The 24,703-nt window shown below is 65.0% G+C and carries 24 protein-coding genes and 1 tRNA gene; 20 read left to right on the top strand and 5 right to left on the bottom strand.

The genetic code is table 11. From position 1 onward, the window contains the following. The first annotated feature begins 124 nt into the window (after nt 1–124). From hpf to nagA, 16 genes are all read left to right on the top strand, one after another. A complete protein-coding gene (hpf, locus tag QUW00_RS08135) occupies nt 125–709 on the top strand; it encodes a ribosome hibernation-promoting factor, HPF/YfiA family (RefSeq protein WP_289613883.1) in 585 nt (194 codons plus the stop codon). Nucleotides 710–825: 116 nt separating this feature from the next. Next, nucleotides 826–1,791 carry a DegV family protein gene (locus tag QUW00_RS08130; protein WP_289613882.1) on the top strand — a complete coding sequence of 322 codons (966 nt, stop codon included), beginning with the start codon at nt 826–828 and terminating at the stop codon, nt 1,789–1,791. Nucleotides 1,792–1,892: 101 nt separating this feature from the next. Further along, nucleotides 1,893–2,981, top strand: a complete 1,089-nt coding sequence (locus QUW00_RS08125) for an NAD(P)-dependent oxidoreductase (RefSeq protein ID WP_289613881.1) — start codon at nt 1,893–1,895, stop codon at nt 2,979–2,981. Between the two features lie 3 nt (nt 2,982–2,984). Beyond that, complete coding sequence (locus QUW00_RS08120; RefSeq protein WP_289613880.1) at nt 2,985–3,416, top strand: hypothetical protein; 432 nt, start codon at nt 2,985–2,987, stop codon at nt 3,414–3,416. A gap of 6 nt (nt 3,417–3,422) precedes the next feature. Then, nucleotides 3,423–4,118, top strand: coding sequence for a hypothetical protein (locus tag QUW00_RS08115; RefSeq protein ID WP_289613879.1), 696 nt, complete (start codon nt 3,423–3,425; stop codon nt 4,116–4,118). A 73-nt stretch (nt 4,119–4,191) separates the two neighbouring features. After that, entirely contained in the window at nt 4,192–5,319 is a 1,128-nt protein-coding gene (locus QUW00_RS08110) for a hypothetical protein (protein WP_289613878.1), read from the top strand. Between the two features lie 17 nt (nt 5,320–5,336). After that, a complete protein-coding gene (locus QUW00_RS08105) occupies nt 5,337–6,578 on the top strand; it encodes a purine-nucleoside phosphorylase (RefSeq protein ID WP_289613877.1) in 1,242 nt (413 codons plus the stop codon). Nucleotides 6,579–6,713: 135 nt separating this feature from the next. Further along, a tRNA-Thr gene (locus QUW00_RS08100) sits at nt 6,714–6,789 on the top strand. A 505-nt stretch (nt 6,790–7,294) separates the two neighbouring features. After that, complete coding sequence (locus tag QUW00_RS08095; protein WP_289613876.1) at nt 7,295–7,732, top strand: PTS fructose transporter subunit IIA; 438 nt, start codon at nt 7,295–7,297, stop codon at nt 7,730–7,732. Further along, nucleotides 7,732–8,019, top strand: a complete 288-nt coding sequence (gene yajC, locus QUW00_RS08090; protein WP_289613875.1) for a preprotein translocase subunit YajC — start codon at nt 7,732–7,734, stop codon at nt 8,017–8,019. The genes QUW00_RS08095 and yajC overlap by 1 nt, the downstream gene beginning before the upstream one ends. 109 nt (nt 8,020–8,128) lie before the next feature. After that, the gene (agaV, locus tag QUW00_RS08085; protein WP_289613874.1) at nt 8,129–8,611 is read left to right on the top strand and encodes a PTS N-acetylgalactosamine transporter subunit IIB; all 483 of its coding nucleotides are present in this window, start codon (nt 8,129–8,131) and stop codon (nt 8,609–8,611) included. Between the two features lie 88 nt (nt 8,612–8,699). Continuing rightward, nucleotides 8,700–9,497: a PTS mannose/fructose/sorbose/N-acetylgalactosamine transporter subunit IIC gene (locus tag QUW00_RS08080; protein WP_289613873.1), complete on the top strand. Its 798-nt coding sequence runs from the start codon at nt 8,700–8,702 to the stop codon at nt 9,495–9,497. Beyond that, entirely contained in the window at nt 9,487–10,560 is a 1,074-nt protein-coding gene (locus QUW00_RS08075; protein WP_289613872.1) for a PTS system mannose/fructose/sorbose family transporter subunit IID, read from the top strand. The genes QUW00_RS08080 and QUW00_RS08075 overlap by 11 nt, the downstream gene beginning before the upstream one ends. A gap of 192 nt (nt 10,561–10,752) precedes the next feature. Continuing rightward, on the top strand, nt 10,753–11,484 hold the full coding sequence (locus QUW00_RS08070; protein WP_289613871.1) for a GntR family transcriptional regulator: 732 nt from the start codon (nt 10,753–10,755) through the stop codon (nt 11,482–11,484). A gap of 128 nt (nt 11,485–11,612) precedes the next feature. After that, nucleotides 11,613–12,770: an SIS domain-containing protein gene (locus QUW00_RS08065; RefSeq protein WP_289613870.1), complete on the top strand. Its 1,158-nt coding sequence runs from the start codon at nt 11,613–11,615 to the stop codon at nt 12,768–12,770. A 179-nt stretch (nt 12,771–12,949) separates the two neighbouring features. Next, entirely contained in the window at nt 12,950–14,110 is a 1,161-nt protein-coding gene (nagA, locus tag QUW00_RS08060) for an N-acetylglucosamine-6-phosphate deacetylase (protein ID WP_289613869.1), read from the top strand. 125 nt (nt 14,111–14,235) lie between these two features. Here nagA and QUW00_RS08055 read toward each other — a convergent pair whose 3' ends face one another. Further along, the gene (locus QUW00_RS08055) at nt 14,236–15,291 is read right to left on the bottom strand and encodes an aldose epimerase family protein (RefSeq protein WP_289613868.1); all 1,056 of its coding nucleotides are present in this window, start codon (nt 15,289–15,291) and stop codon (nt 14,236–14,238) included. Between the two features lie 221 nt (nt 15,292–15,512). On the opposite strand from QUW00_RS08055, the gene QUW00_RS08050 reads away from it, so the two are divergent. Beyond that, entirely contained in the window at nt 15,513–16,448 is a 936-nt protein-coding gene (locus tag QUW00_RS08050; RefSeq protein WP_289613867.1) for a hexose kinase, read from the top strand. Between the two features lie 94 nt (nt 16,449–16,542). Here QUW00_RS08050 and QUW00_RS08045 read toward each other — a convergent pair whose 3' ends face one another. The 3 genes from QUW00_RS08045 to QUW00_RS08035 form a co-directional block, all read right to left on the bottom strand. After that, nucleotides 16,543–17,223, bottom strand: a complete 681-nt coding sequence (locus QUW00_RS08045) for a PspA/IM30 family protein (protein ID WP_289613866.1) — start codon at nt 17,221–17,223, stop codon at nt 16,543–16,545. A gap of 74 nt (nt 17,224–17,297) precedes the next feature. Continuing rightward, complete coding sequence (locus QUW00_RS08040; RefSeq protein ID WP_289613865.1) at nt 17,298–18,182, bottom strand: hypothetical protein; 885 nt, start codon at nt 18,180–18,182, stop codon at nt 17,298–17,300. A 388-nt stretch (nt 18,183–18,570) separates the two neighbouring features. Then, on the bottom strand, nt 18,571–19,374 hold the full coding sequence (locus QUW00_RS08035) for a DeoR/GlpR family DNA-binding transcription regulator (protein ID WP_289613864.1): 804 nt from the start codon (nt 19,372–19,374) through the stop codon (nt 18,571–18,573). A 384-nt stretch (nt 19,375–19,758) separates the two neighbouring features. On the opposite strand from QUW00_RS08035, the gene QUW00_RS08030 reads away from it, so the two are divergent. From QUW00_RS08030 to QUW00_RS08020, 3 genes are all read left to right on the top strand, one after another. Then, nucleotides 19,759–20,607 (top strand): class II fructose-bisphosphate aldolase, encoded by an 849-nt coding sequence (locus QUW00_RS08030; RefSeq protein ID WP_289613863.1) that lies wholly within the window; start codon nt 19,759–19,761, stop codon nt 20,605–20,607. 371 nt (nt 20,608–20,978) lie between these two features. Next, nucleotides 20,979–22,436, top strand: coding sequence for a pyruvate kinase (gene pyk, locus QUW00_RS08025; protein WP_289613862.1), 1,458 nt, complete (start codon nt 20,979–20,981; stop codon nt 22,434–22,436). Nucleotides 22,437–22,624: 188 nt separating this feature from the next. Further along, the gene (locus tag QUW00_RS08020; protein ID WP_289613861.1) at nt 22,625–23,593 is read left to right on the top strand and encodes a DMT family transporter; all 969 of its coding nucleotides are present in this window, start codon (nt 22,625–22,627) and stop codon (nt 23,591–23,593) included. Here QUW00_RS08020 and QUW00_RS08015 read toward each other — a convergent pair. Then, nucleotides 23,590–24,672 (bottom strand): threonine aldolase family protein, encoded by a 1,083-nt coding sequence (locus QUW00_RS08015; protein ID WP_289613860.1) that lies wholly within the window; start codon nt 24,670–24,672, stop codon nt 23,590–23,592. The genes QUW00_RS08020 and QUW00_RS08015 overlap by 4 nt on opposite strands. Nucleotides 24,673–24,703 lie beyond the last annotated feature (31 nt).

Raw genomic sequence — 24,703 nt, 5'->3', positions numbered from 1 at the left:
GCACGTATCGGTATCCGGCCCTGTCCGTTTCGTCAACGGGGATGGGAGGTTTGTCGTTTGCCCCGCGAACATTTGTGGGTACAACACTGATACGTCCTGTTCCCGGATAGAAAAGGAGCCACGTATGGATATCAAGGTTTCTGGGCGGAAGACCACAGTTACCGATGCTCTGCGTGCGCGCGTGGAAGAGAAGGTCGGCGATGCCTGCAAGGTGTTCGACATAGAACCCATGACCGTCGACGTCGTTTTACGTTATGAGAAGAACCCCTCGAATCCCAATCCCGCTATCGTCGAGATCACGGTTCGCGCCCGCGGCTCGGTCATCCGCGTCGCCGAGCACGGCGCCGACATGTACGCCGCCATCGACGCCTCGTCCGACAAGGTGACGCGCCAGCTGCGCAAGTTCAAGACCAAGGTCGTCGACAATCGCCAGCAGGGCCCGTCCGCTGCCGACGTCACGCCGTATGAGCCCGTCGAGGATCTCGCCGATCTGCTCATCCCCGAGGAGGAGGACGATCAGCTCGTGCGCGAGAAGGTCATCGAGATCACTCCGATGACCGAGGAGCAGGCGCTCGTCCAGACCGATCTGCTGGGTCACGACTTCTACGTCTTCGAAAACGCCACCACCGGTCTGATCAATGTGGTGTATCACCGTAAGAATGGTGGATACGGCATCATCAAGCCCAAGATTGAGGATATTGACGGGTAAAATGCTTGCTTGAGCATGAGGCCACGAAGCGGCCGTCCCATGCGGGATGGCCGCTTCTTTGTTGACGGGGCGGGCGCGTGGCGCCTGGGCCCCACGCGTCTGTCGAAAGGGCATACATGAGCAACACCACATCCGGATCCGGGCATGCACACAGGTGCAGGATCGTTGTCGACACCTGTGCCGACCTGACGCCCGAGATTGCCGCGTCGCTCGACGTCGATATCCTCGGGTTCCCCTACATCCTGGACGGGGTCGAGCACACCGATGACATCTGGACCTCCATCACGCCCGCGGAGTTCTACGACCAGATCCGCTCCGGTGTGAAGGCGTCCACGTCCGCCATCTCGATCGGCCGCTACCTGGAGTACTTCACCCAGTGCGCCGAGGAGGGAACGCCGACGGTCTACCTGTGCTTCACCTCGGCGCTCTCCAGCAGCTACGATTCTGCGGTCACCGCGTCCGAGCAGGTGCGCGCGCAGTATCCCGACTTTGAGCTCTACGTGGTCGACAACGCGCTGCCCTGCGCATGCGGCGAGCTCCTCGCGCTCGAGGCGGTCCGCCAGCGCGCGGCCGGTCTTTCGGCCAAGCAGCTCGCGGCGTGGGCCGACGAGGCCAAGACCTACGTTCACGGCTACTTTACCCTGGACAGCCTAGATTCGCTCGCGGCGGGCGGGCGCATCCCTCCTGCGGCGGCGCAGCTCTCGTCCAAGCTCGACATCAAGCCCGAGCTGTCGTTTGACCTGGCGGGCTCGCTGTCGCTGATCGGCGTCAACCGCGGTCGCAAGAAGGCGCTCAAGTCGCTCATCAAATCCTTCAAGGAAAACTACGTGCTCGACCCCACCATGCCCATGACGATCGTCTCGGCGGACGCCGAGAAGGATGCCGACTGGGTGGAGGCCGCGGTGCGCAAGGAGGAGGGCTGCGCCAACGTGACGATCATCCGCGGCGCGGTGGGACCCACCATCGGCGCGCACGTCGGACCGGGCATGGTTGCGCTGATCTTCTGGGGCCGCAACCGTGCGGAGAAGATCTCGCTGACCGACCGCATCGCCAAGAAGGTGCGCGGCTCCTCGGAGGGCTAATGTCCGCCGACCGTCACGGTCCGCGTGGGACGGAGCCGCGACGGGTCGCATACCGTTTTCGTCCCGCGCTGTTGAACGAACTATCCTGAGGAGTGCATGACATGGCAGACAGCAAGCAGAAAGTCGCATTCATCGGCACCGGCATCATGGGCGCGCCCATCGCCGGCCACATCATGGACGCCGGTTACGACGTGACCGTCTACAACCGCACCAAGTCCAAGACCGACGACCTCGTCGCGCGCGGCGCGCACTGGGCCGCAAGCCCCAAGGAGGCCGCTGCCGACGCCGACGTGGTATTCACCATGGTCGGCTTCCCCACGGATGTCGAGGAGATCTACCTGGCGGGCGACGGCTTGCTGCAGACCGCCAAGCCCGGTGCTCATCTCATCGACCTCACCACGAGCTCGCCCGAGCTCGCGCGCGACATCTCCGAGGCGGCCGAGACCATGGGCAAGCACGCGTTTGACTGCCCGGTCACGGGCGGTGAGGCGGGCGCCATCGCCGGCACGCTGACGCTCATCGTCGGCGCGACCGAGGCCGACATCGCCCCGGTTCGTCCCATCCTCGAGTCCTTCTCGTCCAAGATCTTCTGCTTCGGCGGCGCGGGCAAGGGCCAGGCGGCCAAGCTCGCCAACCAGGTCGCGCTGTCCGCCTCCATGGTGGGCATGGCCGACGCGCTCTCGTTTGCCCAGCAGTCCGACCTGGATCTTGCGCTGACGCGCGAGATGATCCTCGGCGGCACCGGCGCCTCGGGCGCCATGGAGCAGCTCGCCCCGAAGGCGCTCGACGGCGACTGGAAGCCCGGCTTCATGGTCAAGCACTTCCTGAAGGACATCGGGCTTGCGCTGCAGGTCGCCGAGGAGAAGGAGATCGCCCTGCCCGGCGCGGACACGGCCTTTACCCTGTACGACATGCTCGAGGCGATCGGTGGCGGAAACCTGGGAACCCAGGCCATCACCCTGCTGTACCAGGAGGAGGCCGAGGCGGTCGCCGCAGGTCTGGACTGGTCGCTGTACACCGCCGCGCACGAGCACGATGACGAGTGCGGCTGCGGTCACGACCACGGTCACGACCATGAGTGCGGCTGCGGTCACGACCACGACCATGACCACGAGTGCTGCGGCGGTCACGGCCATGGCCACGAGCATGGCGACCATGAGTGCACCTGCGGCCATCACCACGCGGAGTAGCCGATGGAGGTCGCTTTCTTCGTCTGCGCGTTGCTTTTGCTCCTGTTTGGGCTGTATGTCGGGTTCTCCGTCGGCAGCACCCTGGGCGAGCGGGCGACGAGCACGGCGGATTACTGGAAGCTGAACGCCGGCGCGGTGATCGTCACGGTTCTGCTGAGCTTCGTGCTCGCGGGGCTGCCGCTGCTCTACGGGGCGATCATCGGCCTGCTTGCCGGCTGCATCGCGGGCCTTAAGATGGGGTTCGGCGAATCGAGCGGCCCCTGGCGCGTGCTCGACCGTTTCTATAACATCAATCGCGCGCATCGCGAGGCCGCCGAGAGCGGTGCCGGCAAGCGCCGTCGCCGCCGCAAGCGCGAAGGTGGGGCTGCCCCGGATCTGATCTCGGTGTCCGACGATGCTGCCCGCGGGGACGATAACGCAAAGAATGCGAGGTAACAGGATATGGCAGAGGAACTACGGGAAGAACTGAGCGCCGAGGAGGCCGAGCGTCTCAGCAGCGTCGAGCACGATCAGGACGCGCTCGCCTCGCTGATCGATGACCTGTCGGGAAACGGCCGCCGCAAGCGCCAGCTCGCCGCGCGTGTCGTGAACCTGGTTGCGCAGCGCGAACCCGAGCTGCTCACGCCCTATCTGCCCGACCTGATCGACGCGCTCTACCGTCCCGAGGCGCAGACGCGCTGGGAGATCCTGGACGCCCTGTCCATCATGGTCCCCGATCACGCCAAGGAGATCGGAGGGGCCTACGAGGGCGCCGAGGCGGCCCTGTTCGACGAGCTTTCGGCCACCTTGCGCCTGTCGGCGTTCCGCCTGCTGTGCTGCTGGGGCGCGACCGAGCGCGGGCGCTCCAAGAAGGTTTGGCCGATCCTTGATGAGGCCATCCAGTGCTACCACGGTGATCTTGAGTATCGCGACATGCTCGGCTACCTGCATGATTTTGCCAACGGCAAGATCGAGGGCGGCGTTGCGGGCGAGCTCGCGGGCAGGCTTCAGTTTGATGCCGAGAACGGCAAGGGCAGCTACCTGAAGGCGCGCTCCGCCGAGATCTACAACATACTGGTCAAGCGCTTCAAGCTCGACCATCCGCAGAAGCGCGCCCGCGCCGTCTCGAAAAACGACGACCTCGACGACGAGGAGTAGCGTTCGCGCGACGCTTGAGCGGGCCTGCGGGCCCGCCTGTTATGTCACGCCCAGGACAAGGAGCCAACGACACATGAGCCTGATCCAGAAGAAAGACGAAGAGCGCGAGGTCATCGACGGCATCGAGATCATTGAGAGCGGAGATGCGCCCGACGATCTGCCGACCACCGACTACGACTTGGTCGCCGGCAAGAGCGCCGAGGACATCGCCGCCGCCTCCGACGAGCCGTCTGCCGACCGTGCGGGCAGCCACTTCGGACCCAAGAGCGCTGCCGACGACGAGGACGACACGGATGCCGCGCTCGGCGAGGACGATGAGCTCGACGAGGACGATGAGGATTTAGAGGATGACGCCACGGCCGACGCCGGTACCTCGCGGCGCGGCATGTTCGCGGTCCTTGCGGTCGTGGCCGTCGTGGTCGCGGCGATCGTGGGCTACTTCGTCGGTTCGGGCGGTCTGTTCCGCGGCGCTGCCGGCGCCGACTCCGGTTCGCTGACCGCCGATCAGCTGGACACCGTGATCGCTCGGTATACGTACAACGGCGCATCCCACGACATCACGGCCCGCGAGGTCATCGAGTCCCAGTACAGCCTCGAGGCGGTCGAGCAGGAGGACGGCACCTATCCCACGCCGTCGGCCGACTCCGCCGTCGCCTACGCGCGCAACCAGATTCTGCTCGCCGAGGCCGAGTCGCGCGGCATCGAGGCGACGGAGGACGAGATGGCCGAGTACGCCGAGCAGTCGATCGGCACGTCCGACTTCGCCGAGATGGCCGATCGCTATCAGCTGTCCGAGGATCAGGCCCGCGAGGTCGTGCGCGAGAACACCGTGCTCCAGAAGCTGTATACGCAGGTCGTTCCCGAAAACGACGCGACGATGCCCGAGGCGCCGGTCGAGCCCGAGGACGGCGACACCTCCACGCGCTCCAAGGAGTACGCCGATTACATCATCGGTCTTGCCGGCGATGAGTGGGACGCCGAGAGCGGCACATGGGCGTCGCAGGACGGCCCGTTCTACTCCGTGCTGTCGGACACCGACTTTACGGCCGATTCGGCGAGCTACGAGCAGGCGCTGACCGCCTACTACACCGCCTACCAGGAGTACGCGGAGGCGAGCGGCGAGTACACCTCGATGTGGGCCGAGTTCCAAAACGGCCTGTTCGCCAACGCCGACATCGACCTCTACGGCCTGTTCGCGTAGGCGGGAATCGGACGGCCATGGCGCTGCGCGCGGTCATGAGTTCGTGCTTGCTTGGAGCCCCTTGTCGCTATGACGGGGGCTCCAAGCCGTATGAGGCCTGCATCGCCCTGGCCGAGCGGCTACGCGCACAAGGGGGATCAGGTGCGCTCACTCCGATATGCCCCGAGATGCTGGGCGGGCTTGCATGCCCGCGTCCGCCTGCCGAGCGGGTGGGCGAGCGCGTGATCGCGCGCGATGGGAGCGACGTGACACGTGCGTACGCGGACGGTGCGGCGCGCTCGGTCGATATCGCGCACCGTGCGGGCGCGACCCTTGCTATCCTGAAGGCGAAGAGCCCGTCATGCGGCATCGGCCAGATCTACGACGGAACGTTTTCGGGCCGTCTCGTGCCCGGTGACGGTGTGGCGGCGTATGCCTTGAGACAAGGGGGTTGCACCGTGGTAGATGAGCGTCTTGTTGAGTTCTGCGAGCCGAGCTTCGAGCATCCGGTGGCCATCGTGCTGGGAAGCGGCCTGGGTGGCCTGGCCGACCGCGTGCGCGCGGTGCGCAGGATTCCCTATGAGGACATCGACGGGTTCCCGGACGAGGCCATTCCGGTGGAGGGCCATCGCTTCGAGGTGCTCGTGGGAACGATCGAGGGTGTGCCCGTCGTGGTCTATCCGGGTCGCGTCCACCTGTATCAGGGGTATTCGGCGCTCGAGGTGACGTCGCTCGTGCGCCACGCCCACCGGCTGGGCTGCCGTGACATCATCCTGACCTGCGCTTCGGGTGCCATCGGCGACAAAATCGAGCCCGGGACGGTCGGCATCATCAGCGACCAGATCAACCTGACGGGCGTCAATCCGCTCGCCAGCGCCGAATGTGTCGCCGCCGCCGAGATCGAGCAGCCATTCGTGGCCATGGCGGGCGCATATTCGAGCTACCTTTCGCAGTTCGCCCGCGCCGCCGCCGACGATGCGGGCGTGGCGCTCGCGCAGGGCGTGTACGCGGGTCTGCTCGGGCCCAGCTATGAGACGGTCGCCGAGGTCCGCGCGCTGGGGATTCTGGGCGCGGACTACGTGGGCATGTCCACGGTGTGCGAGGCGATCATGGCGCATGCGCTGGGCATGGAGATGTTCGGCCTGACCATCGTGACCAATCGCGCCGGTTTGGCGGGCAATGCCCACGAGGAAGTGCTCCGTTGCGCTGACGAGGCGGCGGACGATGCGAGCGCGGTAATCATGGGCGTCCTGAGGTATCTGGGCGGGTCGCACGCATAAGGACGGATGGGAACGCCCACCCGTGCGGACCAGTCGTGTGCTTCATGGGGAGCAAAAAATCCCGCTTGCGCTGGCGAACGTTTGCCCGTACTATAGATAACCGCAGTTGCGCCCAAACGCACTGCAGATAGGAACGCCAACGTGGCTCAGCTGGTAGAGCAACGCACTCGTAATGCGTGGGTCAGCGGTTCGAATCCGCTCGTTGGCTCCATCGAATCTGGAAGGGTCTCCGCGAGGGGGCCCTTTTCGTTTACGGGGGAGATGTAAAAACACCCTAGGGATTTTTTTACATGTGAACCGCGAAGGAGGACAGGTCTGACGCGGGCACGTACCGCTTTGTCAGGCCCGTCCTCCTTGTCAGTTTCCGGAGTCATGAAAGGTCTGCTCTGTGAAACCGATTTCATACCAGTTCACAATTCATCACAGGTTTGAAGAAGTTGTGACTCCCATTTTGGACCACTGGTATTCATACATTGCGTTACCTGCTTTAGCCCCGAGCGTTGTCCAAAATGTCAATCTGTCAACAAAAATGCTGGATAATCTGCAGCTGCAGGGCAAGCGGTCAGATATTCTCCGTGAACGGTATAAAACGGCCGCTCGGACGAAAACACATGAAGAACACGTGCGCGCCTGCTATGATAGGAGCACACGTTACATGGTTACTACCAGTTTGGTGGTCAAGCGGGCGCGAAGGCGCACGGGAAGAGGTGGCTTAGATGATCGGTTTCATCCTTACGGGTCATGCGGAGTTTTCGAATGGCCTTGCCAGCGCGGTCGACATGGTCGCTGGTGACCAGCCCGCGTTCAAGATCGTTCCCTTCGATGGCGCCCAGGCCGCCACGTACGGCGATGATCTGCGTGCCGCCATCTCCGCTATGCGCGGCGAGTGCGAGGGCGTCCTCGTCTTCGTGGACCTGCTCGGCGGCACCCCGTTCAACCAGGCCATGATGATCTCCCAGGACATCGCCGATGTCGAGGTCGTCACCGGCACCAACCTCCCCATGCTTATCGAGCTGCTGCTCACCCGCGGCGCCGGCTCCACGCTCGAGGAGCTCGCCGGCCAGGCGGTCGTGGTCGGCAAGGCCGGCATCGTGCACAAGAAGCTCGAGCCCGTCGCCAACGATGCCGATGACTTCGGCGAGGACGGCATCTAATGGGGGCCGACTTCCTTCAGAACGTCTTGGCCTCCTCGGTGGCGCTGCTGATCCTGTTTGCCATCATGGGTGTCGTCTACATCATCTGGACGCAGGTGGGCGTGCGCAAGAAGCGCAACTACTTCAAGGAGCTCCACACCGAGCTCGCCCCCGGCCAGGAGATCATGTTCGCCGGCGGCATCTACGGAACGGTCAAGAGCATCGACGGCGATCGCATCGAGGTCAAGGTCCGCTCGGGTGCGGTGATCGATGTGTCCCGCTACGCGATTCAGCAGATCGAGAAGTAGCGCCCATTCCGAATTTGGTTCCTACGGGCACGGCTGAACAGTCGCAGGCCTTGAAATAGGACGTGTACGTATAGGCCCCTATGGCAGAAACGAAAGGATGCGTACCAACATGTCAGAGCCCAACATTCTTCTTACCCGTATCGACAACCGTCTGATCCATGGCCAGGTTGCCACCCAGTGGAACTCCACCCTGGGCGCCAACCTCATTCTCGTCGCCAACGACGAGGTGTCCACCAACACCATGCGTCAGAACCTCATGAAGATGGCGGCCCCGGCCGGCGTCGCCACCCGTTTCTTCTCGGTGCAGCACACCATCGACATCATCTCGAAGGCGTCGCCCAAGCAGAAGATCTTCATCGTGGCCGAGAACCCGCATGACGTGCTCAAGCTCGTCAAGGGCGGGGTGCCTATAAAGAAGGTCAACATCGGCAACATGCACATGTCGGAAGGAAAGCGGCAGGTTGCAACGACGGTCGCCGTGGACGACGCCGACGTCGCCGCTTTCAAGGAGCTTCAGGATTTGGGGGTGGAACTGGAGATCAGGCGTGTTCCGAGCACGCCGGTTGAGGATGTCAACAAGCTCTTTGCCTAAGGGCTCATCCTCTGCGCACGGATACATGTGCCCGTGCGCGTGTACGTGACAGTTCGTTTTCAGAACATCTTTGAAAGGAGGAGCATAGATGGACGTAAATGCTGTTCAGATCGTGTTGGTCTTCTTGGTCACCTTTGTCGCGGCTATCGACCAGTTCGACTTCCTTGAGTCGCTGTACCAGCCTATCGTCACCGGTGCCGTCATCGGCGCTATCCTGGGCGATATCAACACCGGCCTCATCGTCGGCGGTACCTACCAGCTCATGACCATCGGTAACATGCCGATCGGAGGTGCCCAGCCCCCCAACGCGGTCATCGGCGGCATTATGGCTGCTGTGTTCGCTTGCACGCTGGATATGGATCCCGACATGGCCGTTGCCACCGCGATCCCGTTCGCGCTCCTCGGCCAGTACGGCGTGACCCTGTTCTTCACGCTCCGTGCTCCGTTGCTCGAGTTCTTCCGCGGCGCTGCCGAGAACGCTGACACCAAGGCCATCACCAAGTGGACGATCATCTCCGAGTGCATTCTCGGTGCGATCTTCGCCGTGATCGTGACCCTGTTCTTCATCGGCGGCCTCGCCGTCGGCCAGCAGATCGTCGACGCCATCCCCGCATGGCTCAACACCGGTCTGTCCCAGGCGGGCAACATGATGAAGTTCGTCGGCTTCGCCATCCTGCTCAAGATCATGATGAATCGCGATATGTGGGGCTTCTTCTTCATGGGCTTCGGCCTCGCCCTGATCGCGAGCAACATCGAGGCCATCGCCGGCCCCGCGCTGCTCATCCTCACCCTCATCGGCTTCGGCATCGCTTTCTGGGACTTCCAGCAGCAGACCGAGCTGAAGGGTGCTGTTGCTGACGGAGGTGACTTCACCGATGGCATCTAATGAGTTCGTTGTCCCCGAGCGCTATGAGGATCTGACTCCTGCTCCGCAGGTTGACCAGAAGACTCTGAACCGTATGGCCCTGCGCTCTTGCTGGCTCCAGTCTTCGTTCAACTACGAGACCATGCAGTCCGGCGGCTGGCTCTTTGCCATGATCCCCGGTCTCGAGAAGGTCCACACCAACAAGAAGGACCTCGCTGCGTCGATGTACCACAACCTGGACTTCATCAACACGCACCCCTTCCTGGTGACCTTCGTTATGGGTATCGTTCTGTCCCTCGAGCAGAACAAGGTCGATACCCAGACCATCCGCGCCGTCCGCATCTCCGCGGCTTCGCCGCTGGGCGGTATCGGTGACGCCCTGTTCTGGCTGACGCTCGTGCCCATCACGGCCGGCATCACCTCCAACATGGCTATCGCTGGTAACATCGCGGCCCCGATCATCTTCCTGGTGATCTTCAACATCGCGCAGTTCGCCTGCCGCTTCGGCCTGATGAACTGGTCCTATCGTGTCGGCACCGGCGCTATCGACGCGCTGACCGCCAACATGCAGGCCTTCACCCGCGCCGCTTCCATCCTGGGCGTCTTCGTCGTCGGCTGCCTGACCGTCACCATGGGTGCCACTCAGATCAACCTGACGATCCCCAACGGCACCACCCGTGGCCTCGTGGCCCACACGGTTGTCGTCTCCAACGAGGATGCCGAGAACTTCGCTGACCTCGCTGTCGACACCGACACCGCCGAGGCCGGCACCCTCGCCATCTCCGATATGGAGGGCAATGGCCTGGCTGCTGCCGACGCTGATGGCAACGCCGTCACCACCGGCATCACCGACCTGGGCAACGGCATGAGCTCCGTGACCTACGCTGAGGTTACCGAGACCCCGGTTTCCTACTCCGTGGCCTCCACGCTCGACTCCGTGCTGCCCAAGCTCGTTCCGCTCGCGCTCGTTCTTCTGCTGTACTTCCTGTTCGCCAAGAAGAACTTCACCCCGATCAAGGGCATCATCCTGCTGCTCATCATCGGTATCGTGGGCGCTCTTCCCATGATCAACCTCTGGGGTTAGGAACGGTTCTTTAGGGACGCGCACCGCGCGGTCGCGCGTCCCTCCTATCAGCCGTGTCTGATGCGAACGGCCGCGCCCCGCACGCGTTGAGGGACGCGGCCGTTTTCTCATACGACACGCTCCGCGCAGGTGCAAGCAGCCTGCCCGACCCACTCGTGTTCATCGTCGCGTTACGGTAAGGAGGATGGCGACATGGCAATCGGAGCCCGCAAGCAGCCGCTCTACGACCAGCTCGTCGACATCTTGACCGAGAAGATCGAGCACGAGTACCGGCCCGGCGACCTCATCCCGTCCGAGCGCGACCTGTCCCGCCACTACGGGCTCTCGCGCACGACGGTGCGCCTTGCCCTGCAGGAGCTCGAGCGCCTGGGTCTTGTGGTCCGTCAGCACGGGCGCGGCACCTTTGTCGCCGACCGCTCCGTCCAGACGACCAACCTTTCGCAGACCTACAGCTTCACCGACCAGATGCGCGAGATGGGCCGTGAGCCCAAGACCACCATCTTGGAGTTCTGCGAGATCGAGGCCGACAAGAACCTCGCGGAGAACCTGCGCGTGCGCATCGGCGACAAGCTGTTCAAGGTCAAGCGCCTGCGCAGCGCCGACGGTATGCCCATGATGGTCGAGCGGACCTATCTGCCCGTGCGCAAGTTCATGTCGCTCAAGCGCCCCATGCTCGAGCGCGCATCGCTCTATCACGTGATCGAGTTCGACTTTCACGAGAAGATCCGCGTGGCGGAGGAGGAGTTCTTCGCGAGCATCGCTCGTCCCGCCGACGCCCATCTGCTCGAGATCGGCGAGGGCGCACCGGTGCTGGACCTTGTGCGCACGACCTATGACACCGGCAACGAGATCATCGAGTACACGCTATCCGTGGCCCGTGCCGACCAGTTCAAGTACAAGATCTTCCACTATCGCAACGAGTAGGACGTGTCCTTTAGAGCAGATTCCTGCGGTTTCGACGCGCCGAAGCGAACCTGCCCTAAACGTCACATCCCATCGGTACCAACGGTGGCCGGATAGGGGCCGGACACCGAGTGAGCAAAGGAGTTGGAATGTTCGAGAAGGATATCGAGGAGCTGAAGAGCCTCGGGGCGGACATCACGACCGTCGAGATCAAGCAGCAGCCCGACCTGTGGCGCGATGCGTACAACATCTATCGCGAGAACAAGGCCGCCGTCGAGGAGTTCCTCGCGGACCTGAAGGAGCTCGGCCGCGTGACCGTCGTGTTTGCCGGCGCCGGCACCTCCGACTACGTGGGCGATACCGTGGCGCCGTATCTGCGTCATGCCGGTGACACCGACGCCTACAACTTCATGCCCGTGGCCACGACCGATATCGTGTCCGCTCCGCTCGACTTCCTGCGTCCCGAGGACCCGACGCTCGTGGTGTCCTTCGCGCGCTCCGGCAACAGCCCTGAGAGCCTGGCCGCCGTCGACGTCGCCCGCAAGATCGTCAAGAACGTCAAGTTCCTGAACATCACCTGCGCGCCCGAGGGCAAGCTTGCCGTCGAGAGCGCCGACGACCCCAACGCCTACACCATCCTCATCCCGCGCGCCAACGACAAGGGCTTCGCGATGACGGGCAGCTACTCCTGCATGTCCCTCATCTCGATGCTGCTGTTCGACTGCTCCGACGAGGACCAGAAGGCCGCATGGGTCGAGACGGCTGCCAAGATGGGCGAGGAGGTCGTCGCCCGCGAGGCCGAGATCGCCGACTTCCTGGCATGCGACTTCAACCGCGTGACCTATCTGGGCTCCGGTTCCTTCGGCGGCCTCGCCCAGGAGGCCCAGCTCAAGATCCTGGAGCTCGCGCACGGCCTCGTCGCCACGTCGTGGGACACCTCCATGGGCTACCGCCACGGGCCCAAGTCCTTCGTCGACGACAAGACCCTCGTGTTCGTGTTCGTGAACAACGACGCCTACACGCGCCAGTACGACCTCGACATCCTCGAGGAGATCAACGGCGACGGCATCGCCATGAAGACCATCGCCGTCCAGCAGGCCGGCGAGACCGCCTTCGGCCACGCCTCCTTCACCTTCGAGGGCTATGACGCGCTGCCCGAGGGCTATCTGGCCCTGCCGTTCATCATGGTCGGCCAGACGGTGAGCCTGCTCAACTCCGTGCGCGTGGGCAACACGCCCGACACGCCGAGCCCGACCGGCACCGTGAACCGAGTCGTCAAGGGTGTGACCATCCACCCGTGGGCCTAGTGCTCATCTCGTGATGTCTTGGCGCCCGCCACGTCGGTATCGGCGGGCGGGCGCTTTGCGTTGACGGGCCCGCTTCGGGCACCGTCGGGTGGGGCAGGGCGGTCTGTCCGTTTTGCCCCACGTTGGTTCGATGGCCCCGCGATACGGGCCATTGCAAGGTATGTGAAGGGAGCGCTCCTATGAGCACCTATGCAATCAAGGCCGATGCGTTCTACATGCCCACGCACGTCGCGCGCGGCGGCTACCTGATGGTCGAGGACGGCGTGTTCGGCGCCCATGTGACCGAGGAGCCCGCCTGCGAGATCGTCGACTACGCCGGCTACCAGATCGCCCCGGGCTACGTGGACACGCACATCCACGGTTTTGACAACTGCGACGTCATGGACTGCAAGGCCGACAGCGTCCGCACCATCTCCCGCGGCATCCTCCGCAACGGCGTGACTTCCTGGCTGCCGACGACGCTCACCGCCACCACCGAGCAGCTGGCCGACGCGTGCGCCTGCACCTACGAGGCCGCCGAGAACCCCGGTGACGAGCCGATGGCGCGCATCCAGGGCATCTTCCTGGAGGGCCCGTTCTTCACCGAGAAGCACAAGGGCGCCCAGAACCCCGCCTACCTCTCCGCGCCGGACATCGAGACCCTGCGCGCGTGGCAGGAGTCGGCGCACGGCCTGATCAAGAAGATCGCCATCGCCGCCGAGTATCCCGAGAGCCCTGCGTTCATCCACGACGCGCGCGAGATGGGCGTCGTCGTGGCCCTCGGTCACTCGGATGCCGGCGTGAACGATGCGCTGGCCTGCCTCGATGCGGGCGCGAGCGTGTTCGTGCACACCTACAACGGCATGAGCCCGCTGCATCACCGCGAGCCTGGCATGGTGGGTGCCGCGCTGTACTCGGGCGACCGCTCCTACTCCGAGCTCATCTGCGACGGCCATCACGTGAATCCGATCGCCGCTGCCATCGTCATGAAGGCCAAGGGGCACGACCACACCTGCCTGATCACCGACTGCATGTGCGCCGGCGGCATGCCCGACGGCGACTACTTCCTGGGCGAGCTGCCCGTCGTGGTCAAGAACGGCACGGCGCGCCTGAAGGAAGGCAACTCGCTGGCCGGCTCCATCCTGCGCATGAACCAGGCCGTCAAGAACGTGGTCGACTGGGGCATCGCGTCTCCGGCCGAGGCCGTCTACATGGCCACGCAGGCGCCCGCCGAGGCCAACGAGATCGATGACGTCTGCGGCTCAATCCGTCCGGGCCGCAACGCCGACTTCGTCGTGCTCGAGCACGACATGACGCTCGTCGAGACCTATCTGGGCGGCGTTTCGGTGTACAAGGCGTAAGGCTTCGCAAACGATCGCGCGCCGTATCGGTCGCGCGCACAGACAAGGCCCGGCCGTCTTCCGTATGGGAGACAGCCGGGCCTTCGTGTTGGACGCGTACGGCGCTTACGGTTCGCGCGTGCGGCCTAGATGGTGCCGAAGCGGTACTCGATCGTGCTCTCGTAGGGGAAGCCCGGGCCGCAGTAGCACTGCGGGAAGGCCGGGATGTTGGGGCAGTCGGGATAGTACTCGGGCTCGAAGGCGAAGCCGCTGTTCGTGGTGTAGGTGGCGTCATCCTTGACGTGTTCGTTGTCGAGGAAGTTGCCCGAGTAGAGATGCGCGCCGGGCGCGGTGATGAAGATGTCGAGGGTGCGCCCGCTCGCCGGGTCCTCGGCGCGCAGCGCGTGGCGCATCCGTCCGCAGGGCCAGAAGCCATCGATGCACATGCAGTGGTCGTAGCCATGGGCGAGCTGGATCTGCTCGTAGTCGGAGTCAATCTCGGCGCCCAGCGCCTTGGGCGTGCGGAAGTCGAGCGGCGTGCCGGCGACGTCGCGCAGCTCGCCGGTCGAGACCGATCCGGCATCGATGACGGCGAAGCGGGAGGCATCGATGGACACCACGTGGTCGCGGATCGTGCCGGCGTCGTGGCCCGCGAGGTTGAAGTACACGTGGTTCGTCATGTTCGCGAAGGTGCGACGGTCGGACTCGCAGCGGTAGTACAGGCGGAAGGTGCCGGTGGGGCTCACCGAGAACTCGGCGGTGAAGGTGCGCTCGCCGGGAAGGTTGAGCTCGCCGTGGGCGAGGGTGGTGGTCATGCGGACGGCGTTGGCGTCCTCGTCGATCTCGGCTGCCCACACGCGCTTGTGCAGGCCGTGGTCGAAGTCGGTGTGCAGGTTGTTCTCGCCCTCGTTCTTGACGAGCTGCCACTCGGTGCCGTCGATGACGAGGTGGCCGTTGCGGATGCGGTTGGCGGACGGTGCGATGGTCGCGCCGTAGCAGGAGGGGTTGGCGTCCGCATAGCCGTCGAGCGAGTCGTAGCCCAGCACGACGTCGGCGATGGCGCCGGAGGCATCGGGGGCATCGACGCCGAGGATGGTGGCGCCGAAATCCATGACGCGCACGGTGATGCCGTGTGCCGAGATGGCGTAGCAGGTGACGGGTGAGCCGTCGGGGGCGGTGCCGAAAGGCGAGGTGGTGATCATGGGCGATCCTTACGACGGAATAACAGCAACGCAGATATTATACGGCCGCGCGGGGGTCTTCCCGGCGGCGATGTGGCGCTCCGCGTCCGGCCGTTGACGATTACGCGGCTTGCGTTTGCTTGCGGACCTCACCCGACCGCACGCCGCGGCACACGAGGGAGTTTCATGCGTACGAGCTACAATGTCCTCAGCTTGTAGCTTCCCGAAAGAAAGGGACGGACATGATCCTCACCGTGACGATGAACCCTTCGATCGATACCCGCTACACCCTCGATCATCTGGTCGTCGATGACGTCAACCGCGTCGTTCCCGCCAAGACCGCGGGCGGCAAGGGCCTAAACGTCAGCCGCGTGCTTGTGCAGCTGGGTGACGACGTGGTGGCGACCGGTCTGCTGGGTGGCCATTCCGGTGCCTATCTGGGCGACCTGATGGACGCCGACGGCATCACCCATCGGTTCACGCCCATCGCCGGCGAGTCGAGGACCTGCATCGCGCTTCTGCACGACGGCAATCAGACCGAGCTGCTCGAGAGCGGCCCGGTGGTGAGCGCCGAGGAGCTCGAGGCGTTCGTCGCCAACTTCAGCGACCTGGTGAGCGGCGCGTCCTGCGTCACCCTGTCCGGCTCGCTGCCCAAGGGCGTTCCCGCCGACACGTATGCGCGTCTGGTGGCCATCGCCGCGGGCGCGGGCGTTCCCGTGCTGCTGGACACGTCGGGCGCCGCGCTGGATGCCGCGCTCGAGGCCGAGGTCAAGCCGACCCTCGTCAAGCCCAACCTCACCGAAATCAACGATCTGCTCGGCACCTCGTTTGGTCCTGATGACCTGCTCGACCTGCAGGCGACCCTCGCGGGCGATGCGCGCTTTGCCGGCATCCCCTGGGTCGTGGTGAGCATGGGTGCGGCGGGCTCGGTCGCCTTCCACGCCGGCCGCGTGCTGCGCGCGAAGGCTCCCCGCATCGAGTGCGTGAACGCGACCGGCTCGGGCGACTCCACCATCGCCGGCTTCGCTCACGCCATCGCCGCCGGCGCCGATGACGAAGAGGTCCTGCGCTGCGGCAACACCTGCGGCACCCTGAACGCCATGGATCCCCAGACAGGCCATCTGGTGCTGGAGAAGTGGGACGAGATCCACGGTGGCGTGGAGATCTCCGAGCTGTAGCGGACCTCGGCCGACGATAGCCGTCTAACACGATCGCCACCGGTCGGATATCCGATCGGGGGCGATGTCATGCCGTGATATGAGGCGTTTTTCGCTACAGGCCCATCTCGGCCTTCAGGCGGGCGAGCTCGTCCTCGACGGCGGCGTCGTCGGTGACCGAGGCGTACTTCTCCTCGAGCGCGGCGACCTCGTCGACGGGCTCCTCGTTGAGCTCGGCCATGGCGTCGGCGGTGTCGAGCATGCGGTCGGCCTTGGCCTCCATGCGATCGAACGCGGCGATGGCGCTCTCGGCGCGGTCGGAGCCCGACGTGAAGCCGGCGACCTGTTCCTGCGTCTTGGCAACGGCGACCTTGGCCTTGATGGTCTCGCGGCGGCTCTTCAGGTTCTCGATGTCGCCCACGAGCTTATCGTGCATCTGACGCATCTTGTCGGCGTTGGCATGCGCCGCCTCATAGGCCTTGACGAGCTCGGCGCCAGCGGCTGCGAGCTGCTGTTTCTTGCCCAGGAAGGCACGGGCATCGCCCTCGTTGCCCGCGGAGAGGGCCTTTTTGGCGAGCTGCTCCATGCGGTCGACCTCGGCGGCGTTGTCGTCAACCAGGCGCTTGGTGCGCTTCTCCTCGGCCATGACGCCGGCGGTCTCGCGCTTGACCTCGGCGAGCGAGTCGGTGAGGTCGACGAGGTACTGGTCGATCATCTTCGCCGGGTCCTCGGCGCGGTCGAGCAGCTCGTTGATGTTTGCCTTCACGATGGTGGTGAAGCGGTCCAGGATTCCCATGGTCGTGTCCTTTCTCGTGGGTGTCCCGATGTGCATAGGTCGGCACGGTCGCCCGCGCCCTATCGGCGCGCCGGCTACTTGTCGGTGTCATCCTCGTACTTGTCGGCCAGATCCTCGATGCTGTCGTCGCCGAATTTCTCCAGCGGCGTGTTGAGGATCTGCTCGGCCTGCTTGCGGCGCTCCTCGTCGGCCTGCTTGCGGCGCTTGACGACCGCGTAGGCGATGCCCGCGACCGCGATGACGCCGATGGCCGCAAGGCCGACCTTCGCCATGGTGCCGGAGGTCTCCTGCCTCTCTGCCGCCCCCATGATGAGGTCGGCGGTCTGGCTGAACGCCTGCGAGAAAATCTCCTCCTCGGACAGCGAGTAGTCGCTGTAGGCGCGCTCAATCTGCTCGGCGAGGATACCGACCGCCTCGCTGTCCATGACCTGGGAGGCAAGTGAGCCGGCCGCGTACCCGCAGGTGTACGAGCCGTTCCCGTCGTCGCAGAACACGAGCAGGAAGTGCCCCTCGTCGTCGAACAGCTCATCATAGGCGCGCTCGGCGAGGCTGGTGAGCTGCGATGTCGAGGTCGTCGTGCCGTTAGGCAGGATGTAGACGTAGGGCTGCACGCCCGTCTTGGTATAGAACGAGCGCATGCCCTGTTCCAAGGCGGCGGGGTCGTGAATCCAGTCCCCGTCCTCATCGGTGTAGTAGGCGGTCTCGTGAACCGAGCCGTCGGGCAGCGCCTCGCGCACGACGCTCGATGCGCCCTGCTGGGTGTAGTCGCTCGAGCACGAGGGCATAAACGTGGTCATAAGGGCGCTGATCAGGGCGAAGATGACGATGGCGGCCACGATGCCCAGGCATCCGCCCGCGCATCCGGATGCCTGTGCGCCCGGCACAGGCCCCGAGGGTCGCCCTCCGCCGTTGTTGACGACGACGGTGCGGTTGCGGTTCATCAGGCTGCCGAGCATCATGCCGGTGAAAAACCCTCCGTTCGATCCTGTGCGCGGCGGGGGGCCAGCGGGGCCCGCGGGTCCGCCGAAGCCGCCGAATCCTCCACCGAAGGAGCTACGGCCTCCGCCGAAGCCCCGACGTCCGCCGGAAAAGCCGCCCGAGGAGCGCCCTGCGCCTCCGCGGAACCCTCCGCCGAAGCGGCCGCCTCCTCCTGAACTCGATCTGCCCACGTGCAGGTCCTTCCGTGCTGGCGCGGGTCGCCCCGCGCGGTTCCAAGTAAACAGATTATGCCCACTTCGCAGCTGGTGCCTGCCCATCAAGCGGAGTTTTATATGGCGCCCCCACGACGCGTGTCGCTCTGCGCCAAAAGCGGCTCAAAGGAGCGGGCGCGGCTGGCGTATGTCGCGGTCAGGGCTGAGCGAGGACGAGGCGCGGCCGCGGCGCTCCTTCCGGCAGGCGCTCGAGCTCGGCCGCGACGACGCCAGCGGGGTCCGCGTCCATCACGGCGATGTCGACCTCGCTAAGGCCGGCGAAGCGAAACAGCCCGCGGCCGTTGATCTTGCTCGCATCGGCAAGGACGATGCGCTCGCGCGCCGCGTGCATCATGCCGCGCTTGACCTCGGCCATCTGCTCGTAGTTGGTCATAAGGCCGCTGTTCGCGACGATGGCGGTGGGGCACAAAAAGGCCTTGTCGGCGTGGATGATGTCGAGCGAGCGCATGGCGAGCGGCCCTTGCAGGTACCGATGGCCCTTGCGCAGCGAGCCGCCGAGCAGGATGGCGTCGACGCCCGGGAGGCTCTCGTCGATGTAGTTGGCGATGGACAGGTCGGCGGTGATGACGGTGATGCCCGTGCGCTGGCCGAGCATGCGCACGAACTCGAGGGCGGTGGTGCCCGAGTCGACGAGCAGAGAGTCGCCGTTGTCGACAAGCTCTATGGCGCGGCGGGCGATGGCCTGCTTGGCGGCGGCGTTGACGTTGACGCGGCGGTCCTGGATGGAGACGGTCAGCGTCTTGTGGAGCGAGACGGCCCCGCCGTGGGTGCGGCGCAGTTTGCCGTCGGCCTCCAGGGCATCGAGGTCGGTGCGAATGGTCACCGCCGACACGCCGAAGGTGCGGGCAAGCTCCGCCACCTGCACGGATGCGCTGCGATCGAGCATTCCCATGATGGCGGCGCGCCGCTCCTCGGCAAACGAGTGCGCGTGATCGGCCATGGCGGGTCCTCCTTTGGCGTGACGACACGAATGCGAATGTGTGCCAAATGTGCAGAATCCATTTTGCTTTATTTTTCTTTTTGGAAAGCAAAACGCTTGCGAATCCTTTGTTTTAACGCAAATCATGTGGCGCGCACGCAGAGCGCCCGCGTGGCGCGCCGGTGAGCGCCGCCTGTCGGGCGGGGGCGCGCATGGAGGCACCTCGAGGTGCGCGCAGGAAGGTTTTCTTTGCTTTCCGGTTGCGCGCTGCCGCTCGCCTAAGCCGTGAACAGCAGATTTGTCGATTTCGTACAATAGGGGCAACAGGTGCGTCGCACGCAAGGATGCGACGCCGATGCGGGCCGATCCGCGCGGTGCGCGGCGGCAGGAGGGAGCGAAACACCGATGCTCGTTACCACCAAGGACATGCTGCTCGACGCTCAGAAGAACCACTACGCCGTCGGTGCCTTCAACGTCGAGAACCTCGAGTTCGTCATGGCGGTGCTCGCCGCCGCGGAGGAGACCAAGTCCCCCGTCATCATGCAGACGACCTCCGGCACCATCAAGATGACCGGCCTCGATTACTTCTACGGCATGGTCAAGGCCGCCGCTGAGCGCACGAGCGTTCCCGTGGCCCTGCACCTCGATCACGGCGACGGCTACGACCGCTGCATGAAGGCCCTGCGCACCGGCTACACCTCCGTCATGATCGACGGCAGCCATGAGACCTTCGAGGACAACATCGCCCTCACCAAGCTCGTCGCCGACGCCGGCGCCGCCATGGGCGTGCCCGTCGAGGCCGAGCTCGGCAAGGTCGGCGGCAAGGAGGACGACGTCGAGGTCGAGGGCGAGAGCCCCTACACCGATCCGGACGAGGCCCGCGAGTTCGTCGAGCGCACCGGCTGCACCTCGCTCGCCATCGGCGTGGGCACCTCGCACGGCGTCTACACCGCCGAGCCCCACATCGAGCAGGACGTCGTCAAGGCCATCCGCGCCGCCGTGGACGTGCCCCTCGTCCTGCACGGCACCTCCGGTGTGCCCGATGAGCAGGTCGCCGAGGCCGTGAAGAACGGCATCTGCAAGGTCAACTACGCCACCGAGCTGCGTCAGGCCTTCACGAAGGGCTTCATGGCCTACATGGCCGAGAACCCCACCTGCTTCGACCCCAAGAAGCCGGGCCAGGCCGGTATGGCCGAGATCACCAAGATCGTCAAGATCCGCATGGAGAACCTCGGTTCCGTGGGCCGCGCGTAAGGCATCGACCCCATACGTTTCATCAAGCCTCGAAGCCTCGTGCTTCGAGGCTTTTTTCATAGGGCGCTGACCCGACGGGAGCAAGCCGACGGGCGGTGCGTCTTCCTTTTCGGACGAGGCGTCGCTTCGTCAGATGACCCCCTGCCGGCGCCCCCGTGCCGCCTTGTCCCTGCCGTGCCTTCGTCGCATCGGGGGATATAACATTTGGGAATGTGAAACGCGGTTGAGCTGGTGGTACGCTCACCAAACATTACGGTCCCTCACCGATATTGCGATTTTCACGGACATATTTGCATTAAGCTGAGTCTGTTGTGACCGACAACGTTTAATCCCTGCAAACTGAATCGGACAACGGAAGACGGAGGTTCTTTATGAACAAGCGCACCAAGATCGTATGCACGATGGGACCGGCCTGCGATGACGATGACATCCTGCGCGAGATGATCAAGGCGGGCATGAACGTCGCCCGCTTCAACTTCTCGCACGGAAGCCACGAAGAGCAGCATGTTCGCATGGAGCGCGTCAAGCGCATTTCCCGCGAGCTGGGCATCCCCGTGGGCATCCTGCTCGACACCAAGGGCCCCGAGATCCGCACGGGCTTCCTCAAGGATCACGCGAAGGTCGCGCTCGTGGCCGGCTCCACGGTGACCGTCACCGCTGCCGAGACCTCCGAGGACCTTCAGGGTACCGCTGAGCACTTCTACCTCGATCACCTCGAGCTGCCGCGCGAGGTGCATCCCGGTGGCACCATCCTGATCGACGACGGCCTGATCGGCCTCACCGTCAAGAGCATCTCCGGCCAGGATATCGTCTGCCATGTGGACAACGGCGGCGAGCTGGGCGAGAAGAAGGGCGTCAACGTCCCCAACGCCAGGCTGTCGCTGCCCACGATCACCGATCAGGATCGCAAGGACATCCTGTTCGGCATCGAGGAAGGCATCGACTTCATCGCCGCCTCCTTCATCCGCGACGCCGCCGGCGTGCGCGAGATCCGCAAGCTGTGCGAGGAGAACGGCGGCGGGAACATCGACATCTTCCCCAAGATCGAGTGCGCCTTGGCCGTCTATCACTTCGACGAGATCCTGAAGGAGTCCGACGGCATCATGGTCGCCCGTGGCGACCTGGGCGTCGAGGTCGCGCCCGAGGTCTGCCCGACCATCCAGAAGGAGATCATCCAGAAGTGCAACAAGGCGTATAAGCCGGTCATCACTGCCACGCAGATGCTCGACTCCATGATCCGCAATCCGCGCCCGACGCGCGCCGAGGTCACCGACGTCGCCAACGCCATCAACGACGGCACGGACGCCACGATGCTGTCCGGCGAGACCGCGGCGGGCAAGTACCCGCTCGAGGCGGTCAAGATGATGGCCAACATCGCGCTGATCGCCGAGGCCACCATGCCCGAGCACAACCGTCTGGACATCCATACCGACGAGACGGGCATTCGCGCCATCAACAGCGCGATCGGCCTGGCGGCGGTGAGCACCGCCTTCAACGTGAAGGCCCGCGCGATCATCATTCCGACCGAGTCCGGACGCTCCGCGCGCCTGGTGTCCAACTTCCGTCCCATGCTGCCGATTCTGGCCGTGACCCCGCACGACGCGGCCACGCGCAAGATGACGATCTACTGGGGCGTCGACCCGGTCACCGAGGGCGAGATCGGCGACAAGCGCTACATCGTCCGCACGGCGCTCGAGTGCGCCAAGAAGCGCGGCGTGGTGCGCGTGGGCGACGTCGCCGTCCTCACGGTGGGCGACCCCGACACCTCCATCACCTTCACCGACGGCGTGACCTCCACCAACGTGGTGCACGTGGCGCAGGTGCGTTAACGGAGATACCCGCACAACAGCGATGATCAGGGCCGCTGCCGATGCGCAGCGGCCCGTTTTGTGCAGGGCGGGCCGCTGTGGCGCTTGGGATGCCGCTTGGGATGCCGCACGTCGCGGGGCATGTTAATTCTCGGCGGCGCCACCGGCCCGCGTTGAGCGGACATGCGCATCCTGATACATTGGACCGCATGGAAACCATCAAGAAGCACATATGGGGCAGCGACGCGCCGGTCGCGCCGGAGGATCGTGGCGCGGGACGCCTGCGCGGCGCGGGAGCGCGCTCGCCGCTTTTCTGGAAGCTGCTGCTCGTATCCATGGCCTGCATCTGGGGCTTCTCGTTTTACGTGGTGAAGGACGCCCTCGACGTGCTGCCGAGCTTCTATCTGCTCGCGTGGCGCTTCGGCTCCTCGGCGATCATCATGTTCGTCCTGTTCCACCGGCGCGTGCTGGCGCACTTCAACGCGCGCTATCTGGCCGTGGGGCTCGGCATGGGCGTGCTCGAATGGGCGGCCTACAGCCTGCAGACCATCGGCCTCACGGATACCACGGCGGGCAAGAGCGCGTTTCTGACCGGGACCTATTGCATTCTCGTGCCCTTCATCAGCTACCTGATCAGTCGCGAGAAGCTGACGCGCTACAACATGGGGGCGGCGCTGCTGTGCTTGGCGGGCATCGGCCTGGTGGCGCTCGACAGCCTGACCGTCGGGCTCGGCGACGCGCTCACGCTCGGCGGCGCGATCTTCTTCGCCTTCCAGATCGCGATGGCGGCGAAGTACGGTCAGGATATGGACATCAACGTGCTCACCTTTTGGATGTTCGCCGCGGTGGGCGCGCTGAGCTTTGTCAGCACGTTGGCCTGCGAGCCCGCTGTGCCGGCGAGCGCCTGGACGCCGCAGCTCGTGGGCGTGATCGCATTCCTCTCGATCATCTGCACCTGCGTGGGTCTGCTCATCCAAAACATCGGCCTGGCGCACGTGCCCTCCTCCACCGGCTCGCTGCTGCTGTCGATGGAGTCACCCTCGGGCGTGTTCTTCTCGGTCGTGCTGGCCGGCGAGATGCTCACCGTCCGCCTGCTCGCGGGCTTTGCGCTGATTTTTTGCTCGATCGTGCTGTCCGAGACGCACTTCTCGTTCTTGCGCCGGCGCGGGCGCCGCTAGGCGAGCAGCTTCGCGGCGAAGGCGATGGCCTCATCCACGGCGTCTTGCGGTGTCGCCCAGCTGGTGACGAAGCGCGCGACGACGCGCCCGGCGCCTGTGGGATCGTCCACCAGCGAGATCTCGGTGCCGAGGGCGCGGTTCAGCTGCTGGGCGAGCTCGGGTGCGACCCAGAAGAACTGCTGGTTGCCCGTGGTTTCCAGATACGGTTCGTACCCGGCCTCCATCATGCCGTGCGCCAGGCGCACCGCGGCCGCGTTGGCGTGGCGCGCGTAGCGCCAGTAAGCGAGCTCGCCGGTCGCGTCGGCGTTGGCGTGGTCAAACGCCGCCTCAAACATCACGCCCATCAGGCGGCCCTTCGCCGTCATGGCGCCCGCGCGCTTGGTGAGGTAGGGGAGGCGCTCGATGGCGCGGCGTCCGCGCTCGCTGCGCCTGTTCACCACCAGCGTCTCGCCAAAGAGCATGCCGTTTTTGGTGCCGCCGAGCGTGAAGGCGTCGGCACGCGCCGCGATGTGGGCGATATCCAGGTCGGCACCGTCGGCGGTCATGGCGCTCGCCATGCGCGCGCCGTCGACGTAGATCGCAAGCTCGTGCGCGTCGGCCCAGTCGCAGATCGCATCGAACTCCGCGCGCGTCCACACATGCCCGAGCTCGGTGGTGTCGGAGAAATAGACCATGCCGGGACGCGTGGTGTGGCAACCGTTTGCCGCGCATACGCGCCAGACGCCCTCCGCGCCCTCGGGCGTGAGCACGCCCAGGTCGTCGTACGTGGCGAGCAGGCGGCGCCCGCAACCCTCGATAGCGCCCGTCTCATGGATGGTGGGGTGCGCGTCGGCGGCGCAGATGGGGCCCTCGAACTCGTCGGTGAGCGCCGAGATGGCGAGGATGTTTGCCACGGTGCCGCCGGGAGCGAAGGTCACGAACGCATCCGGCTGCTCGACGGCGGCGCAGATGAGCTCGACTGCGCGTGCGCAATGGGCGTCCGTCCCGTAGCCGGGGGTCTGCTCGGCGTTGGTGCGGACGAGCGCATCCAGGATTTCGGGCGCGGCGCCCTCGCTGTAGTCGTTGCGGAACTGATGCATGGTTGCTCCTTTGTCGAGCGGCGCGCGGCGG

It is taken from the genome of Collinsella tanakaei (genome assembly GCF_030373545.1).
Lineage (GTDB): Bacteria > Actinomycetota > Coriobacteriia > Coriobacteriales > Coriobacteriaceae > Collinsella > Collinsella tanakaei_C.
The sequence above is the reverse complement of the archived record's forward strand: the minus strand, read 5'-3'. Positions and strand labels throughout refer to the sequence as shown.

Bases quoted from the DNA above. Each gene is read 5' to 3' on its own strand.
- QUW00_RS08095 (WP_289613876.1), top strand. From the start codon at position 7,295: ATGATCGGTTTCATCCTTACGGGTCATGCGGAGTTTTCGAATGGCCTT.
- QUW00_RS08080 (WP_289613873.1), top strand. From the start codon at position 8,700: ATGGACGTAAATGCTGTTCAGATCGTGTTGGTCTTCTTGGTCACCTTT.
- QUW00_RS08125 (WP_289613881.1), top strand. From the start codon at position 1,893: ATGGCAGACAGCAAGCAGAAAGTCGCATTCATCGGCACCGGCATCATG.
- QUW00_RS08045 (WP_289613866.1), bottom strand. From the start codon at position 17,223: ATGGGAATCCTGGACCGCTTCACCACCATCGTGAAGGCAAACATCAAC.
- pyk (WP_289613862.1), top strand. From the start codon at position 20,979: ATGAACAAGCGCACCAAGATCGTATGCACGATGGGACCGGCCTGCGAT.
- hpf (WP_289613883.1), top strand. From the start codon at position 125: ATGGATATCAAGGTTTCTGGGCGGAAGACCACAGTTACCGATGCTCTG.
- QUW00_RS08110 (WP_289613878.1), top strand. From the start codon at position 4,192: ATGAGCCTGATCCAGAAGAAAGACGAAGAGCGCGAGGTCATCGACGGC.
- QUW00_RS08020 (WP_289613861.1), top strand. From the start codon at position 22,625: ATGGAAACCATCAAGAAGCACATATGGGGCAGCGACGCGCCGGTCGCG.
- QUW00_RS08015 (WP_289613860.1), bottom strand. From the start codon at position 24,672: ATGCATCAGTTCCGCAACGACTACAGCGAGGGCGCCGCGCCCGAAATC.
- QUW00_RS08105 (WP_289613877.1), top strand. From the start codon at position 5,337: ATGGCGCTGCGCGCGGTCATGAGTTCGTGCTTGCTTGGAGCCCCTTGT.
- QUW00_RS08115 (WP_289613879.1), top strand. From the start codon at position 3,423: ATGGCAGAGGAACTACGGGAAGAACTGAGCGCCGAGGAGGCCGAGCGT.
- QUW00_RS08050 (WP_289613867.1), top strand. From the start codon at position 15,513: ATGATCCTCACCGTGACGATGAACCCTTCGATCGATACCCGCTACACC.
- QUW00_RS08035 (WP_289613864.1), bottom strand. From the start codon at position 19,374: ATGGCCGATCACGCGCACTCGTTTGCCGAGGAGCGGCGCGCCGCCATC.
- QUW00_RS08120 (WP_289613880.1), top strand. From the start codon at position 2,985: ATGGAGGTCGCTTTCTTCGTCTGCGCGTTGCTTTTGCTCCTGTTTGGG.
- nagA (WP_289613869.1), top strand. From the start codon at position 12,950: ATGAGCACCTATGCAATCAAGGCCGATGCGTTCTACATGCCCACGCAC.
- QUW00_RS08065 (WP_289613870.1), top strand. From the start codon at position 11,613: ATGTTCGAGAAGGATATCGAGGAGCTGAAGAGCCTCGGGGCGGACATC.
- agaV (WP_289613874.1), top strand. From the start codon at position 8,129: ATGTCAGAGCCCAACATTCTTCTTACCCGTATCGACAACCGTCTGATC.
- QUW00_RS08130 (WP_289613882.1), top strand. From the start codon at position 826: ATGAGCAACACCACATCCGGATCCGGGCATGCACACAGGTGCAGGATC.
- QUW00_RS08030 (WP_289613863.1), top strand. From the start codon at position 19,759: ATGCTCGTTACCACCAAGGACATGCTGCTCGACGCTCAGAAGAACCAC.
- QUW00_RS08055 (WP_289613868.1), bottom strand. From the start codon at position 15,291: ATGATCACCACCTCGCCTTTCGGCACCGCCCCCGACGGCTCACCCGTC.
- QUW00_RS08075 (WP_289613872.1), top strand. From the start codon at position 9,487: ATGGCATCTAATGAGTTCGTTGTCCCCGAGCGCTATGAGGATCTGACT.
- QUW00_RS08070 (WP_289613871.1), top strand. From the start codon at position 10,753: ATGGCAATCGGAGCCCGCAAGCAGCCGCTCTACGACCAGCTCGTCGAC.
- QUW00_RS08040 (WP_289613865.1), bottom strand. From the start codon at position 18,182: ATGATGCTCGGCAGCCTGATGAACCGCAACCGCACCGTCGTCGTCAAC.
- yajC (WP_289613875.1), top strand. From the start codon at position 7,732: ATGGGGGCCGACTTCCTTCAGAACGTCTTGGCCTCCTCGGTGGCGCTG.